The organism is Type-C symbiont of Plautia stali, assembly GCF_059730935.1.
Genome location: NZ_AP035923.1, coordinates 186414 through 201733, shown reverse-complemented (window position 1 = coordinate 201733; position 15320 = coordinate 186414). Strand labels below are relative to the sequence as shown.

14 protein-coding genes and 1 riboswitch are annotated in these 15320 nt (G+C 60.0%); of the genes, 7 read left to right on the top strand and 7 right to left on the bottom strand.

Annotated elements, in window-relative coordinates:
• Nucleotides 1-11: 11 nt before the first annotated feature.
• Both AC6I7J_RS00920 and AC6I7J_RS00915 read right to left on the bottom strand, forming a co-directional pair.
• Nucleotides 12-1175, bottom strand: coding sequence for an HD-GYP domain-containing protein (locus AC6I7J_RS00920; RefSeq protein ID WP_021507880.1), 1164 nt, complete (start codon nucleotides 1173-1175; stop codon nucleotides 12-14).
• A 141-nt stretch (nucleotides 1176-1316) separates the two neighbouring features.
• Nucleotides 1317-2711, bottom strand: coding sequence for an MFS transporter (locus tag AC6I7J_RS00915; RefSeq protein ID WP_498006535.1), 1395 nt, complete (start codon nucleotides 2709-2711; stop codon nucleotides 1317-1319).
• A 435-nt stretch (nucleotides 2712-3146) separates the two neighbouring features.
• Here AC6I7J_RS00915 and AC6I7J_RS00910 point away from each other — a divergent pair, with 435 nt between their 5' ends.
• A complete protein-coding gene (locus tag AC6I7J_RS00910) occupies nucleotides 3147-4061 on the top strand; it encodes a sugar ABC transporter substrate-binding protein (protein ID WP_021507882.1) in 915 nt (304 codons plus the stop codon).
• Between the two features lie 371 nt (nucleotides 4062-4432).
• Here AC6I7J_RS00910 and AC6I7J_RS00905 read toward each other — a convergent pair whose 3' ends face one another.
• The gene (locus AC6I7J_RS00905; protein WP_021507883.1) at nucleotides 4433-4927 is read right to left on the bottom strand and encodes a GNAT family N-acetyltransferase; all 495 of its coding nucleotides are present in this window, start codon (nucleotides 4925-4927) and stop codon (nucleotides 4433-4435) included.
• A gap of 63 nt (nucleotides 4928-4990) precedes the next feature.
• On the opposite strand from AC6I7J_RS00905, the gene AC6I7J_RS00900 reads away from it, so the two are divergent.
• Nucleotides 4991-6823, top strand: a complete 1833-nt coding sequence (locus tag AC6I7J_RS00900) for an ABC transporter ATP-binding protein (RefSeq protein ID WP_498006533.1) — start codon at nucleotides 4991-4993, stop codon at nucleotides 6821-6823.
• Here the strand turns inward: AC6I7J_RS00900 and AC6I7J_RS00895 are convergent.
• Nucleotides 6820-7944, bottom strand: a complete 1125-nt coding sequence (locus AC6I7J_RS00895) for a GNAT family N-acetyltransferase (RefSeq protein ID WP_498006531.1) — start codon at nucleotides 7942-7944, stop codon at nucleotides 6820-6822. The genes AC6I7J_RS00900 and AC6I7J_RS00895 overlap by 4 nt on opposite strands.
• A 185-nt stretch (nucleotides 7945-8129) precedes the next feature.
• Here AC6I7J_RS00895 and AC6I7J_RS00890 point away from each other — a divergent pair, with 185 nt between their 5' ends.
• From AC6I7J_RS00890 to AC6I7J_RS00880, 3 genes are all read left to right on the top strand, one after another.
• Nucleotides 8130-9029 (top strand): LysR family transcriptional regulator, encoded by a 900-nt coding sequence (locus AC6I7J_RS00890; RefSeq protein ID WP_058759361.1) that lies wholly within the window; start codon nucleotides 8130-8132, stop codon nucleotides 9027-9029.
• A gap of 98 nt (nucleotides 9030-9127) precedes the next feature.
• On the top strand, nucleotides 9128-10069 hold the full coding sequence (locus tag AC6I7J_RS00885; RefSeq protein WP_058759362.1) for a glutathione S-transferase family protein: 942 nt from the start codon (nucleotides 9128-9130) through the stop codon (nucleotides 10067-10069).
• 11 nt (nucleotides 10070-10080) lie between these two features.
• Entirely contained in the window at nucleotides 10081-10686 is a 606-nt protein-coding gene (locus tag AC6I7J_RS00880; RefSeq protein WP_498006529.1) for an alpha/beta hydrolase, read from the top strand.
• Here AC6I7J_RS00880 and AC6I7J_RS00875 read toward each other — a convergent pair.
• Both AC6I7J_RS00875 and crcB read right to left on the bottom strand, forming a co-directional pair.
• Nucleotides 10683-11480 (bottom strand): sugar phosphate isomerase/epimerase family protein, encoded by a 798-nt coding sequence (locus tag AC6I7J_RS00875; protein ID WP_058759364.1) that lies wholly within the window; start codon nucleotides 11478-11480, stop codon nucleotides 10683-10685. The genes AC6I7J_RS00880 and AC6I7J_RS00875 overlap by 4 nt on opposite strands.
• A 106-nt stretch (nucleotides 11481-11586) precedes the next feature.
• A complete protein-coding gene (gene crcB, locus AC6I7J_RS00870) occupies nucleotides 11587-11964 on the bottom strand; it encodes a fluoride efflux transporter CrcB (RefSeq protein WP_021507890.1) in 378 nt (125 codons plus the stop codon).
• A gap of 91 nt (nucleotides 11965-12055) precedes the next feature.
• Nucleotides 12056-12130, bottom strand: a riboswitch (Fluoride riboswitch).
• Between the two features lie 107 nt (nucleotides 12131-12237).
• Here crcB and AC6I7J_RS00865 point away from each other — a divergent pair.
• On the top strand, nucleotides 12238-13155 hold the full coding sequence (locus tag AC6I7J_RS00865; RefSeq protein ID WP_021507891.1) for a nucleoside hydrolase: 918 nt from the start codon (nucleotides 12238-12240) through the stop codon (nucleotides 13153-13155).
• An 8-nt stretch (nucleotides 13156-13163) separates the two neighbouring features.
• Here AC6I7J_RS00865 and AC6I7J_RS00860 read toward each other — a convergent pair whose 3' ends face one another.
• Complete coding sequence (locus tag AC6I7J_RS00860) at nucleotides 13164-14192, bottom strand: zinc-binding alcohol dehydrogenase family protein (RefSeq protein WP_498006526.1); 1029 nt, start codon at nucleotides 14190-14192, stop codon at nucleotides 13164-13166.
• A gap of 135 nt (nucleotides 14193-14327) precedes the next feature.
• On the opposite strand from AC6I7J_RS00860, the gene AC6I7J_RS00855 reads away from it, so the two are divergent.
• Nucleotides 14328-15230 carry a GntR family transcriptional regulator gene (locus AC6I7J_RS00855; protein WP_021507893.1) on the top strand — a complete coding sequence of 301 codons (903 nt, stop codon included), beginning with the start codon at nucleotides 14328-14330 and terminating at the stop codon, nucleotides 15228-15230.
• Nucleotides 15231-15320 lie beyond the last annotated feature (90 nt).

Genomic DNA, 15320 nt, shown 5'->3' with positions numbered 1-15320 from the left:
ACGCGGGCAGATCAGGCGCTTTCCAGCGCCCAGATGCGATTCAGGTCAACGTTGTGCCACAAGCCGCTGTCCTCAGCGCCGGTGATGGTATCGGTGCAGAAGCTGTCGCCGAGGTCCAGCGCTTCCGGTTTGACCTCGCGCTGCGAATGCAGCGACCAGAACACATGCACTTTGGGCTTCAGCAGCGATTTTTCCCCGGCCTGCACCACCAGCGCCACGCGCCCGGAAGCCAGCCGTACCAGCGAGCCCACCGGATAAATACCGATGGTGCGCACAAACGCGTGCAGCAGCGCACTGTCAAAGTGGCCGCGCCAGCTCAGCATATTGTGCATCGCCTCCGCCGGCGTCCAGCCTTTGCGATACGGGCGATCGGAGGTCACCGCGTCGTAGACGTCACACACCGCCGCCATGCGTGCGTAGAGCGAGATCTCTTCGCCCTGCAGCCGATGCGGATAGCCGCTGCCATCGAATTTTTCATGGTGATGCAGCGCAATATCCAGCAAATCTTCATCCGCATGGGCTTCCATCAGCATTTGCGCACCGACGATTGGATGCTGGCGCATAATCGTAAACTCTTCGTCGGTGAGCTTATCCGGCTTGTTGAGGATGGTCAGCGGCACCGCGGCTTTACCGACGTCATGCAGCAATCCGCCCATGCCCACGCGACGCAGCTGCTGCTCATCCAGCCCCATTTTCTTGCCCAGCGAAATCATCAGACCGCACACCGCCATGGAGTGCAGGTAAGTGTAATCGTCATGATTTTTCAGCCGCGCCACGCTGAGCAGCGCGGTTGGCTCGCGGGTAATCGATCCGGCAATTTCATCGACCAGCTCAAGGGTAAAGGCAAGATCGAGGCCCTGCCCCATGCGCGCTTCGTTGAACATCGCCAGCACCTGCGGCTTGCCCTGGTTGAAGATGCACTGCGCCTGATCCATCTCGCGGAAAAACGGCGTCTGTGGAATGTCTTTTTTCGGCTGCGGCGTGGCAGGCGCGCGCACCGACCGCTCGGGATCGATCCATACCTGCTGGATCCCCTCGTTACGGATCAGGGCGATCTGACGCTTATCGGTGATCAGCATCTGGTTGCGAATGCGTTTGTCCTTGATCCACCAGACCTCAAGCTTGTGGATAAACATGCCTGGCCGCAGCTCGTCAACGGTAATCAGCTTTATCACGATATCGCTCCTTAATATCAGTGGATGGTAAGGAGTGATATCGGCAGCTGAGCAAAAAATCTTCAGGGCGGCGTGACTGGTCGGGACAGGCAGGAACGTTTAAGCATTGCGCAATAAATTGCGCCGCTACCGCGCAGTGCATTAAGCCACTTTAATGCCAGCCTTTTGCGCCGTTTTCTCTTCTGTGGCAACGGCAGCGTTGTGCCGATCGCCTACGCGTTCAATCGGGCCCATCACCAGCAGGAACAGCAGTGCCGCGACGACACAGTGCGCACCGACGAACACCAGGCCAATGCTGTAGCTGCCGGTCAGGCCAACGATCACGCCAAACAACAGCGGCGTGATAAAGCCCGCCATGTTGCCGATGCCGTTGAAGATCGCGCCGGCGAGGCCAACCGCCTCTTTGGGCGCCGTATCGCTGACCACGGTCCAGGTGCCCGCGCCCGCCGCCACGCCTTTGCCGAAGAAGGCAAACGACATGATGGCGATAATGCTGGCGTTGGAAGGGATCACCGCCGCCAGAATCAGCGAGGCGGCCATCAGCATGCCAACGATGTACGGCGTTTTGCGCGCCCACGACAGGCTCCAGCCGCGCGCCAGTAGCTTATCTGAAATGTAGCCACCGCTGATGCCGCCCAGAAAGCCAAACAGCGCCGGTGCAATGGTGGCGAAACCGGCATCCAGAATGTTCATGCCGCGCGCCTGCACCAGATAGATCGGGAACCAGGTAATGAAGAAGTAGCTAAGCGCGATGGTGCAATACTGGCCGAGGTAGGCGCACCACAGCATGCGGTTGGTGAGCAATGTTTTGAACATCGCTTTGCTGACCGGTGGCCGTGCGCGCAGCGTTTGCGCGGCGTCGATATCCACCAGCGCGCCGCCCTGTTCAATGTAATGCAACTCGCTGGCGGAAACGTGCGGATGCTGACGCGGGCTGCGCATATAGCCCGCCCAGACAAACACCGCCAGCACGCCGATGCCGCCGAGCACAAAGAATGGCCATTCCCAGCCATAACGCGACACCAGCCAGCCGGAGAGCGGTGAGAATATCGCCACGGCAAAGTATTGTGCCGAGGCAAACAGCGACGATGCGCGTCCGCGCTCTGCGCCCGGGAACCACATGATGACTGCGCGGGCGTTAGCGGGAAAGCTCGGCGCCTCAATCAGGCCCAGCGCGAAGCGCAGCGCAAACATCAGCGTCAGCGCCATGGTCATGCCACTGGAAAACTCACCGACAAATCCCATCAGCAGGGTCGAAACCGACCACAGCGCCAGCGTCACGCCGTAGACCTTTTTGGTGCCGAAGCGATCGAGAATCAATCCGCCGGGGATCTGGCCGATGACATACGCCCAGCTGAAGGCCGAAAGGATCAGGCCGAGCTGGATCGCCGACAGGCCAAACTCCTGTTTGATCGCCGAGCCGGAGATCGACAGGATCGAGCGATCGGCATAAGCGACCACTGACAGGAACAGAATCAGGCAAAGGATCCAGATGCGCACATGGCTGTTCTGGCTGCGGTTTTTGCGTTGCAACATAGGCTGAATTCCTTGATGGAGGAGCATCCTGCCCCGAAGCGATGATGGTCAGGAATACCGCGCAGATTTCCCTGTTCAGCAACTATAGGAAGCCAGTGTTGCTCTGGTCATTGTGCGAATGAAGGAATCCGCGCGGCGAAACGGCGCGGGTTTTGGTCGCTGACACAAAGCCGGGTGCGGTAGCGCACAAAATCTTTAATCCGTGCTGGCTTTCGCCGCGGAATGTGCGCCAGCGCTGAGAAAAGAGTTTGCGCGATCACTATGAGCAGGCAAAGCATCCATGCGCGTCGGGCAAATTGTGCGCTGCACAGCAAATTACCACGCAGCAGATTGCCAGCTCTGCTGCCGGCTCGTAGGCTGAAAATGATTTCATTGAGCCATTTTCAACACCAATGAAAAATTTATTCTAATAAACAGCTTACTCTGGAGTCTGCGATGAAAACCCTCAAGGCGATACTGTTACTTGGCCTGCTGACCAGTTCAGCCTCCGCGCTGGCGGAGAAGATTGGCGTGTCGATGGCCTATTTTGACCAGAACTTCCTTACCATTATTCGTCATGCCATCGATAAAGAAGCCAAAGCGCGCGGACTGGATGCCCAGTTTGAAGATGCGCGCGGCGACGTCGGCCGCCAGACCGACCAGGTGCAGAGTTTTATCAGCGCCGGCGTGGATGCCATCATCGTCGATCCGGTGGATTCTGCCAGCACACCACAGCTGACCAGACTGGCGCAGCAGGCGAAAATTCCGCTGGTATACGTCAACCGCACGCCGGGCGATAAAACCCTGCCGCCCGGCGTAGTGTTTGTCGGTTCGGACGAACGCGAATCCGGCACGCTGCAAATGGAGGCGCTGGCTAAACTGGCGAACTATAAAGGTAACGTGGCGATCATGATCGGCAACCTGACCGATGCCGGCGCGCTGCAGCGCACCAAAGATGTCGAGCAGGTGGTGGCGAAATACCCGGGCATGAAAGTGGTACAGAAGCAGCCAGCAAATTATGCGCGCAACGAAGGCATGGACCTGATGCTCAACTGGATTGGCAACGGGGAAGCGATCGATATCGTCGCGGCCAATAACGATGAGATGGCGATTGGTGCGGCAATGGCGCTGGCAAAGAGCAATAAAAAGATTCTGGTGGGCGGCATCGACGCCACGCCGGACGGCCTGAAGGCTCTGGCGCAGGACAAGATGCAGGTGACGGTGTTTCAGGACGCCATCGGTCAGGGCAAAACCTCGGTAGACGTGGCGCAGAAGCTGATTAAAGGCGAGAAAGTGGCTTCACACGTGTGGATTCCGTTCGAGCTGGTGACCAAAGAGAATATGCAAAAGTACGTCGAGCGCAGCCAGTAGCAGGCGGACACTGCCGGGGCGCGATTATGGCGAGCTGGGTTGCCTGGTGCGCATGAATGCGCACCCTACAGATATTCTGTGAGCACTGTAGGGGCGCCATTTATGGCAACCTTATTCCCGGTGCGCATGAATGCGCACCCTATAGATATTCTGTGAGCACTGTAGGGGCGCCATATATGGCGACCTGGTTCCTGGTGCGCATGAATGCGCACCCTGCAGATATTCTGTGAGCACTGTAGGGGCGCCATTTATGGCGACCTGGTTCCTGGTGCGCATGAATGCGCACCCTACAGATATTCTGCGAACACTGTAGGGGCGCCATTTATGGCGACCTGGTTACAGGGCGCCCTGGTTACAAAGCGACGCAACCATCACTCGCGTAGTATCGCCATGACGATGATGTCGTGGTACTCGCCCTCGCGCAGGCAGGCTTTGCGCTTCACGCCTTCCTGCTCAAAGCCCAGGCGCTGATACAGACGCAGCGCGCGCTGGTTGTCGTGAAACACTTCCAGCTCAACGCGAATCACGCCCAGCCAGTTAAAGGCATAGTCGATACCGGTGCGGATCAGCCGCTCGCCGATGCCACGACCGCTAAACGCCGGATCGACGCCAATACCAAAACTGATGCTGTGACGCGTACGCGGCCGCTGTTCGGTAAACAGCGTCAGTTCGCCCACCATCTGCCCGTCGATTTCCGCCACAAAGCCGATATAGCCTTCGCTGTCCATCCGCTCGAATTTTTTCTGCCAGGTGGCGACGCTGGGAAACGGCAGCTGCGTAGTCCAGCGATAAACCTCGGGATGACTGTATAAACGTTGATAGGCGGCGGCATCGCCCGGTTCACGTCCGCGAATCTGCAAATCCATGTCGATAATCCCTGTTCAGTTGCACTAAGCTGTTAACTCTCACCGATCGGAAAGAGTGGCCTTATGTTGTATCGTCGTTTTGAACGTTTTATCAATATTTTTCAGGATGCCCCCACCGATTCCCCACCCGCCAGCGTGTGGCCGTTTTACCTCTATTATCTGCGTCAGGTGTGGCCAAGTTTTGTCGCGCTGCTGATTGTCGGACTGGCGCAGGCGCTGATCGAAGTGGCGCTGTTCAGCTATCTCAGCCGTATTATCGATCTGGTCAATCACACCACGCCCGCTACGCTGTTCAGCGATAACTGGCCGATTCTGCTGTGGATGGCGGCGGTGGCGCTGATTCTGCGACCGGTGGTGATCGCGCTGCACGATATGCTGGTGCATCAAAGCATTAACCCCAGCATGACCAGCATGATCCGCTGGCAGCATCATAACTATGTGCTGCGGCAGAGCCTCAATTTCTTCCAGAATGATTTTGCCGGCCGTATTGCTCAGCGCATCATGCAAACCGGTAACTCGCTGCGTGACTCGGCGGTCCAGCTGGTGGATGCGATCTGGCACGTGGTGATTTACGCCGTGACCTCACTGGTGCTGTTCGCGGAAGCCGACTGGCGGCTGATGATTCCGCTGATCGTCTGGATTGTGGCGTACAGTCTGTCGCTGCGCTTCTTTGTGCCGCGCGTCAAGCAGCGCTCGGTGGTGTCATCCGAGGCGCGCTCGAAGCTGATGGGCACTATCGTTGACGGTTACACCAACATCGCTACCCTGAAACTGTTTGCCCATAACGATTTGGAAAAACGCTACGCGCGCGACGCCATTCAGGAACAGACCGACAAAACCCAGCACGCCAGCCGCATGGTGACCAGCATGGATATCACGCTGTCGACGCTCAATGGCCTGCTGATTGTCAGCACCTCCGGCCTCGCGCTGTGGCTGTGGAGCCAGTCGCTGATCAGCGTAGGCGCCATCGCGCTGGCCACCGGGCTGGTGATTCGCCTGGTGAACATGTCCGGCTGGATCATGTGGGTGGTGAACGGCATCTTCGAAAACATCGGCATGGTGCAGGATGGCCTGAATACCATTGCGCAACCGCTCAGCGTGCAGGATGCGCCGCAGGCGAAAAAGCTGCAGGTGACGCGCGGCCAGATCCGCTTTGAGGATGTGCGTTTTGACTATGGCGGCGGCCGCCAGGTGATTAATCGCCTGAATCTCAACATCAAGCCTGGCGAGAAAATCGGTCTGATTGGCCCCTCCGGCGCCGGTAAATCGACCCTCGTGAACCTGCTGCTGCGGCTGTATGACATCAACGGCGGGCGCATCCTGATTGACGATCAGGACATCGCGCAGGTCACGCAGGCGAGCCTGCGCAGTCAGATTGGCATGATCACCCAGGATACGTCGCTGCTGCACCGCTCGATTCGCGAAAACCTGCTGTACGGTCGTCCGGATGCCAGCGAAGCCGAACTGCAGGCGGCGATTGCGCGCGCCCGCGCCGACGAGTTTATCCCGCTGCTCTCCGATCCGCAGGGCCGTACCGGGCTGGATGCGCACGTCGGCGAGCGCGGCGTCAAACTCTCTGGCGGCCAGCGCCAGCGTATTGCCATCGCCCGCGTGCTGCTGAAAGATGCGCCGGTTCTGATCATGGATGAAGCCACGTCGGCGCTCGACTCGGAAGTGGAAGCGGCGATTCAGGAGAGCCTGGAGACGCTGATGCAGGGCAAAACGGTGATCGCCATCGCCCATCGCCTGTCGACCATCGCGAAAATGGACCGGCTGGTGGTGCTGGAAAATGGCGGCATTGTTGAGATGGGTAACCATCGCGAACTGCTGGCGCACGGCGGGCTGTACGCGCGCCTGTGGCAGCATCAGACCGGCGGATTTGTCGGCGTCGATTAATCGCCGCGCCGGTAAGGCAGGGCGTCGCGCGCTTCCTGTGCCCAGGCGCGCACCCCTGCCCGCTCCTGCTGCAGAAAATCCCCGACCGCGTCACGCAGCCCCGGATGGCACAGATAGTGCCAGGAGTGGGTGAGTTGCGGTTCAAAGCCGCGCACCAGCTTGTGCTCGCCCTGCGCACCGGCATCAAAGCGCTGCAGCCCTTCGGCGATGGCGAAATCCATGCCCTGGTAGAAACAGGTCTCGAAGTGCAGCCGGTCAAACTCTGCCAGACAGCCCCAGTAGCGGCCATACAGCGTGTCGTCATCCACCAGACAGAAGGCCATGGCGGCGGGCTGCTGCTGTAGCGTGGCGATCACCACGCGAATCGCCTGCGGCATCCGCTCCGCCAGCAGGCTGAAGAAGGAGCGCGTCAGATAAGGTCGCTGGCCGCGCACCGCGTAGGTGTTGGCGTAGCAGGTATACACAAAATCCCACTGATCTTCACGCAGCTCATCGCCGCGATACCAGTTAAACGCAAAGCCGCTGCTGGCCACCTGTTCGCGCTCTTTACGCAGCTGCTTGCGTTTGCGCGACATCAGCGTGTCGAGAAAGTCGTGAAAATCGCGGTAGCCGCGATTGTGCCAGTGATACTGCACGCCGAGACGCGCCAGCCAGTCCGACTGGGTTGCCAGCAGCGCGTTGGCGTGCGGCGTGGTGAAGTTGATATGCGCCCCGCTTAAGCCGTGCCGCTGCAACGCATCGGGCAGCGCCTCCAGCATCGCGATGATGGCCGTCTCGTCGCCCAGCAGCCGCGCACCGGTCACCGGGCTGAACGGAATGGCCCCCAGCCATTTGGGGTAATAGGCGATGCCGGCACGCTGGCAGGCATCGGCCCACGCGTGATCGAACACATATTCGCCCCACGAGTTGCGTTTACGGTAGCCCGGCAGCGCCGCCCGCAGCCTGCCGTCTTGGCGCCACAGCAGATGATCCGGCTGCCAGCCGTTTTCCGCGCGCACGCTGCCACTCTCTTCCAGCGCGAGCAGGAAGGCGTGACGCAAAAAAGGTTGATTGTCAGGTAACAGCGCATCCCATTCGGCAGCGGTGATCTCCGCCAGCGATGACAGGTGAAGCAAAGGCATTGGTGGCTCCCGGCCAGCTTAAGGCGAATGCCTAGTTCAGCAGGTTTTGCCGCCGTGCGAAAGGTGCGGCGCACTGAATGTAAAGCGGATCGTTGCTCAATGCTGCGCACATTGCTGTCGCGGCCCGTGCCACGATTTTTCACTTCGCCTGTGTATACTCACCCTTTTCCCTTGCAGGAAATGCCATGGATCGTCTTGATTGTGATCGCATGTTTGTCGCCGTACTCGAAGTCGGCAGCTTTGCCGGTGCCGCCGCCCGGCTCGGCACCAGCAGCGGCCAGGCGTCAAAGCTGGTGTCGCGTCTGGAGCAGCAGCTTGGCGTGCAGCTGTTCAAGCGCAGCACACGGGCGCTGTCGCCCACCGAGATCGGCCGCGCCTATTACGAGCGGGTGAAAACCCTGCTGGAGGCGTTCGACGCGCTGGATGCCACGGTGCAGGAAAACGCCCGCTCACCCACCGGTCGCCTGAAGATCAGCGCCCCCGGCACCTTCGGCACCGCGGTGCTGGCCAGCGTGCTGGTGGCGTTCGCGCGTCACTATCCGCTGATTGAGCTGGACGTCAACTTCTCCGACCGCGCCGTGAATATCGTCGATGAAGGCTTTGATATGGCGATCCGCATCGGCAAGCTGGACGACAGCAGCCTGATTGCGCGCCGTCTGGGCGAGGTACCGATTCGCCTCGCCGCCGCGCCCGGCTATCTGCTGCAGCACGGCACGCCGCAGCACTGGCGCGACCTGGCCACGCATCAGTGCATCAGCGACACCAACTTTCGCGATCCGTGGCACTGGCCGTTCGTCACGCCGTGCGGCGACAGCGTCAGCATGCCGATTCGCGGCCGCCTGTGCTTCTCCAACACCGAAGCCTGCCTGCAGGCGGCGCTGGCTGGCCTCGGCATTGCGCGCCTGCCCGGTTTTATCGCTGCACCGGCGCTGCAGCGGGGCGAAATCGTCACGCTGCTGGAGGACTTTGCGCCGCCAGCCATGGGCCTGTTTGCCCTGTATCCGCCCGCGCGCCACCTGGCGCAGAAAACCCGCCTGCTAATCGACTTTCTGGCCGAGCACTTCCGCCTGCATCCGCCCGGCTGATTCCTTCCATTCTGGAAACAATCAAAGCCGTTTTGCCCGGATTATCAGCATAACGGCAGCACGGTAAGCTGCTGACATCACTTCAGAGGAGCAGAGCGATGTTGGTAAACGGTAAGTGGAGCGCAGAGTGGCATCCGGTTCAGGCCACCGATAAACAGGGTGGCTTTGTACGCCAGACTTCCAGCTTTCGTCACTGGATTAGCGCCGATGGCAGCAGCGAATTTGCCGCCGAGCCGGATCGCTATCATCTGTATGTCGCGCTGATCTGCCCATGGGCCTCGCGCACGCTCATTGCACGCAGCCTGAAAGGGCTGGAGCAGATTGTCAGCGTGTCGGTGGTTGAGCCGCAGCTTGGCGCGCAGGGCTGGCGCTTCGGCGATTATCCCGGTGCCGATCGCGACCCGCTGAACAACGCTGAGTATCTCCACCAGCTGTATACCCGCGCCGACGCCGACTTTACCGGGCGCGCCACCGTGCCGGTGCTGTGGGATAAAAAAACCCAGACCATTGTTAACAATGAGTCGGCGGATATTCTGCGCATGTTCAACAGCGGCTTTGGCGATCTGGCAGACAACCGGCTCGATCTCTACCCTGAGGATCTGCGCCCGGAGATCGACGCGCTGAACGCAACGATCTATCCGCGACTTAATAACGGCGTTTATCGCACCGGTTTCGCTACTACCCAGGTGAGCTATCAGCAGGCGTTTAATGAGGTATTCGAGCAGCTGGATGAGCTGGAGCAACGGCTGAAAGATGGCCGCACTTTTCTGCTGGGTGAACGACTGACCGAAGCCGATATCCGCCTGTTCGTGACACTGATACGCTTTGACGTCGCCTATCACGGCCTGTTCAAATGCAACCTGCGCCGCCTGCGCGATTACCCGCTGCTCGATCGTTATCTGAAGAGTGTGCTGGCGGTCTCCGGCGTGCGGCAAACGGTGAACATCGATCACATCAAACAGGGCTATTATTCGATTAAAGCGCTGAATCCCAACGGCATCGTGCCGGCGGGACCGGATTTGGCGGACTACGGTTTTTAAGGAGCAGGGCAATGGCAAAAGCGTTAGTGGTGTTTTTACATGGCGTCGGCAGTAATGGCGCGGATTTGGCGGTGCTGGGGCAACACTGGTCAGCGCTGCTGCCCGACGTGGCATTTGCCGCGCCCGATGCGCCCTTTCCCTTCGAGCACGCTATGAGCTATCAGTGGTTCAGCCTGACCGGCATCACGCCGGAAAACCGTCCGGCACGCGTACGGGCTGCGCGCGACGCCTTTGACGCCACGCTGCAGCAGCTGATGGCGCAGCACGCGATGGCCGGCGCATGGCAAAAGGTGATTCTGGTGGGATTCTCGCAGGGCTCGATCATGGCGCTGGATGCGCTGGCCTCCGGACGCTATCCGCTGGCTGGTGTGGTGGCCTTCTCCGGTCGCCTGGCCTTTGACGAGGCGCTCACGCCGCCGCCGCATGCCTCCGCGCTGCTGATTCACGGCAAAGCCGATGAGGTCATCCCGTTCAGCGAAACCGTCTCCGCCGCGCAGCGCCTGCAGAGCGCGGGCGTCGCGGTCACCGCACAGTATGAACCCACCACCGGTCACACCATTTCCAGCCACGGCGCGATGCAGGCAGCGGCCTACATCGCCCAGTGCCTGCAGGATTAAGGCCAGTAGCGCTGCAGCGCCTGCCACGCCTGACGCGCGACCGCTTCCGGCGGCTGTGCTTTGAGGCGATCGTTAAACACTTCGATGCCCACCGGACCGCGATAGCCTGCACTTTTCAGCTTATCGACAAAGCGTTCCACTTCAATGATGCCGTCGCCGGGCAGTAAGCGCTGATGGCGCGCATAGTCGCTCAGCGCCTGCTTCTCCTGCGGTGGCATCTGCGCCATATCGCACAGCTGCACTTCATAAATGCGGTCGGCCGGAATGCCGTCGAGCTGCGAGGCATCGCCACCGCGTGCGCAGATGTGGAACAGATCGACCACCAGCCCGATATTGGGCTGATCCAGCCGCTGCAAACGCTGCCACGCCAGCGGCAGCGTATTATCGACGCTGCACCACGCCATCGGTTCATACATGATGCGCATGTTATAGCGCGCGGCTTCCGAGGCCAGCCAGCGCAGATCTTCATCAATGCGCTCCGCAACGCAGTCTTCGCGCGTGGTTGCCGGCGCCTGAATGGTATCGCAGCCCAGCGATTGCGCGACGCGAATGAAATCACGCAGTTCGGCGCGCTTTTGCAGCCGTTCGCTGTCCGGCGCGCCGGTAAAGTCACGCAGCACCTGCAGATTGGTAAAGCCCAGGTTTAGCTGCGCGGCCAGCGCCGCCGTATGCTCAGTAACCTCTTCCCGCCACATTTCAACCTGATCGAACCCGGCGGCACGCGCCGCCTGCAGCTTATGCGCCGATTCACCGTTTAACAGCACCAGGTTAAGGAATTTCGGGTTTGCAGACATCAACAGCTCCTTAATCGTCCGGATAAAGCGGTGACAGAGGCTGTGCGCCACCCGCACAGCATCCTGATCAGTATCCCCCTCTTAAGGGTGATTTCAAGCGTGTCGTTTAGCCCAGCAGGTTCACCACGGCGAAACCGGCAAAGGTCATCAGCAATGAACCGATGACATGCACCATCACGCTCGACATTGCCCACAGGTACTTTCCTGATTGTAGCAACACCACGATCTCGGCCGAGAAGGTCGAAAACGTCGTCAGCCCGCCGCACAGGCCGGTGACGATCAGCAGCTTCCATACGGGATCGATGTGCGGATTGCGCACAAACCACGCCATCGCCGCGCCAATAATAAAGCCACCGACCAGATTAACGATCAGCGTACCTGGCGGCAGGTTGGGGAATAACGTATTGAAACGCAAAGAGATAAGCCAGCGCAGCGTGCAACCGATGGCACCACCGATCATGACCGCGAACAGCGACTTCAGCATAGTCTGGAGCTCCTGAATTGAGATACGCGCAGGGCCGCGGCAGGACAGAAACTACACCTGACACACCGCCGTCTCCCGCGCAGGGATAAGCAAGTTGTCAGGCGTCATCAGCCGTCTGTAACCAGAGGGCGGTTGGGTAAGGTGGCACGCCATCACCTCAGAGGCACGATAATACGCTGGCGCGCCGGAGGTGACAATATTCACCTGCCGTCAGCGTATCGTCGGGAACGATTATGTTTTACCGTGGCAGACATCATCAGCGAGGAGATTCCGATGCGTACCCTGATTTTTGATACTGATATCGGCGTGGATGACGCCTTTGCGCTGGCGTATGCGGCGCGCACGCAGCGGCTACTGGGCATCACCACGGTGTTTGGTAATGTCGCGGTTGGCCAGGCGGTAAAAAACGCCCGGCTGTTCTGTGCAAAGATGAACATCAGCGCGCCGGTGTATCGCGGCTGTTCGCGTCCGCTGGCGCTGGCCCCTTCCGCACCGGCTACCCTGCACGGCGCAGACGGTCTCGGCGATGCCTTCGATAACCCGTATAGCGATGTCGCCGAAAGCGCGGTGCAGTTCATCATCGACAGCGTACGCGCGCAGCCGCATGCGATTACCCTGGTGGCAATCGGGCCGCTGACCAACATCGCCTGCGCCATCAACCAGGCGCCAGACATCATTCCGCTGGTGAAAGAGCTGGTGATCATGGGCGGTGCGTTTGGCACCGACGGCCACGCCGGTAACGTGACGCCGTTCGCCGAGTTCAATATCTGGAAAGATCCGCATGCCGCCGATCAGGTGCTGGCCTCGTCGCTGCCGGTGGTGATGCTGCCGCTGGATGTGACGCACAAGGTGCTGATCAGCGGAGAGGAAGTGCGCCAGCTGAATCAGCCGGTGTTGAGTGCCATCTGCCGGCCTTATCTGGCTTACAGCCTGCAAAAAGAAGGATTTGATGGCATGGCGCTGCACGATACCCTGACGCTGTCATGGCTGGCGCTGCCGCAGGCGTTCAGCGTGACGACAGCGCCGGTGCGCGTGGTGACCGAAGGCATCAGCCGCGGCCAGACGCTGCAGCGCGTGAGCACCCTCGCCTCGCGCGACGATCCATTCGCCGGCCTGCGCGCCCAGCGGCTGTGTCTGGGCGTCGACGCCGAGGCGGTACGGCAACATTTTTTTGCCACGCTGCGCGCCTGACACTCTCTCTAGCGGGCGAAATGGATGACGCCTTTGATCAGCTCAGGGTTGTTGATTACCCCGGGCTCAAAAGTCTCGGCCAGCGTCGAGAAGTCGTAATGGCGGTTGAGCATCATATCGGCCCGCAGCTGACCGCTGGCCATCAGGGCGCGCACCTTGTCGAAGTCTTCTCGCGTGGCGTTGCGGCTGCCCAGCAGCGTGGTCTCCTTTTTGTGAAACTCGGTGTCGGGGATCACCAGATCGCCTTTGTGCAGGCCAACAAACACGATGGTGCCGCCGTGACGAATCAGCTGCACGGCGCTGTTCATCGCCGCCGGACTGCCGGTGGCGTCAATCACTTTAGCGGCCAGCCGCCCGCCAAACTCTGCGCGCAGCGCGGCGATAAAATCATCGGCCAGCGGATCGATCGTCGCCAGCTGCAGCTGCAGCGCAACGTGCGCGCGCCGCTGAGCGCTGGTATCGGCCACCACCACCTGTGCACCGGCTGCGACGGCAATCGCCGCGACGCCCAGGCCAATCGGTCCGGCCCCGACCACCAGCACCTGCTCATCGGCGACCAGCGCCGCGCGTCGCACCGCATGGGCGCTGATGGCAAAGGGCTCAATCAGCGCCGCTGCTTCGGGCGCCACATCGTCAACCGCCAGCAAATTAGTGTCCGGCACGCTGAGAAACTCGCAAAAACCCCCGTCCTGATGCACGCCAATCACTGAAATCTGTTCACAGCAGTTGGTTTTGCCGCTTAAGCAGGCGTCGCAACGCTGACAGGCCACGTAAGGAATCAGCGCCACGCGCTGCCCTGGCTGAAATCCCTGCGCCGCCGCGCCCAGCGCCACCACTTCACCGCACAGCTCATGACCGAGCACGCGCGGATAGGAGAAAAACGGCTGATTGCCGGCCCAGGCGTGAATATCGGTGCCGCAAATGCCGGCGGCAATCGGTTTGATCAGGACTTCGTGTGCCGCTGGCGTCGGTACGCTGCGCTGCTGCCACACCATGCTGCGCGGTTCGGCGACCACCAGCGTTTTCATGTTCGTCATCGTTTCCTCCTGGGCTGTTCACGCAGTTATGGCGAAAATCGACCGCGGCGGGAGGTTGCGCTGTACGAAGTGTGAGTCAGCGCGATTTTTTTGGGCTTTGTGTGGTTTTTAATGCATAAAAAACCGGAGGGCCTTATGAGCCGAAGCCAGAATCTGCGCCAGAACGTCATCAATCAAATGCTGGAAGCTATTGCCCGCCGCCATGTGCGCTCGCCGCTGCCCCCGCAGGCAGCGCTGGCCGAGATGTTTAATATCAGCCGCACCACGGTGCGCCACACGCTGCAGCATCTGCATCAGCGCGGCGTGCTGGAAAAAGTGGCTGAGACCTACGTGATCGTGCGCGATCCCTGCGAGGAGGATGGGTTTAGCGTACTCAGCCCACCGATCGACCAACAGGCGGTGCAGTTTGAGCAGGCGTTTTTTAACCTGATTAACCAGCGTTTGCTGATGCCAGGCGACAGTTTCACCGAACTGCAGCTGGCGCAGCAGGTGCGGGTCAGCCCGGTAGTGGTGCGCGAGTTCCTGCTGCGCTTTATGCGCTATAACCTGCTGGAACCGGTTAAACGTGGCCACTGGCGGATGAAGAAATTCGATCAGGAGTACGCCGAAAAGCTGTTTGAACTGCGCGAAATGCTGGAAACGCACGCGCTGACCCGCTTTCTTAACCTCGCCGCCGGTGATGAACGCTGGGTGCAGGCGCGCGATCTGCTGGATCGCCATCGCGCGCTGCGCGACACCATCGCCAGCAACTATCGCCAGTTTGCCGCGCTGGATAAAGAGATGCATACGCTGATTCTCTCCGCCGCCAACAACCCCTTTTTCAACCAGTCACTGGAAATTATCTCTGTGATTTTTCACTCGCATTATCAGTGGGATGAAAGCGACCTGAAACAACGCAATATCGTCGCGCTGGAGGAGCATATGGCGATTCTCACCGCGCTCATCAGCCGCCAGGATGTGGACGCGCTGTGCGCGCTGCATGCGCATCTCAGAACCGCCAAACACTCAATGATCCGCTCTATCCGGCAGTACAATTAAAAACCGATTAAAAACCACAAAGCATAAGCGCCCGCACGAATCAGAAACATGTTTGCAACATCTCCCGCGGTTTACTTCTAGTCTCGAAGG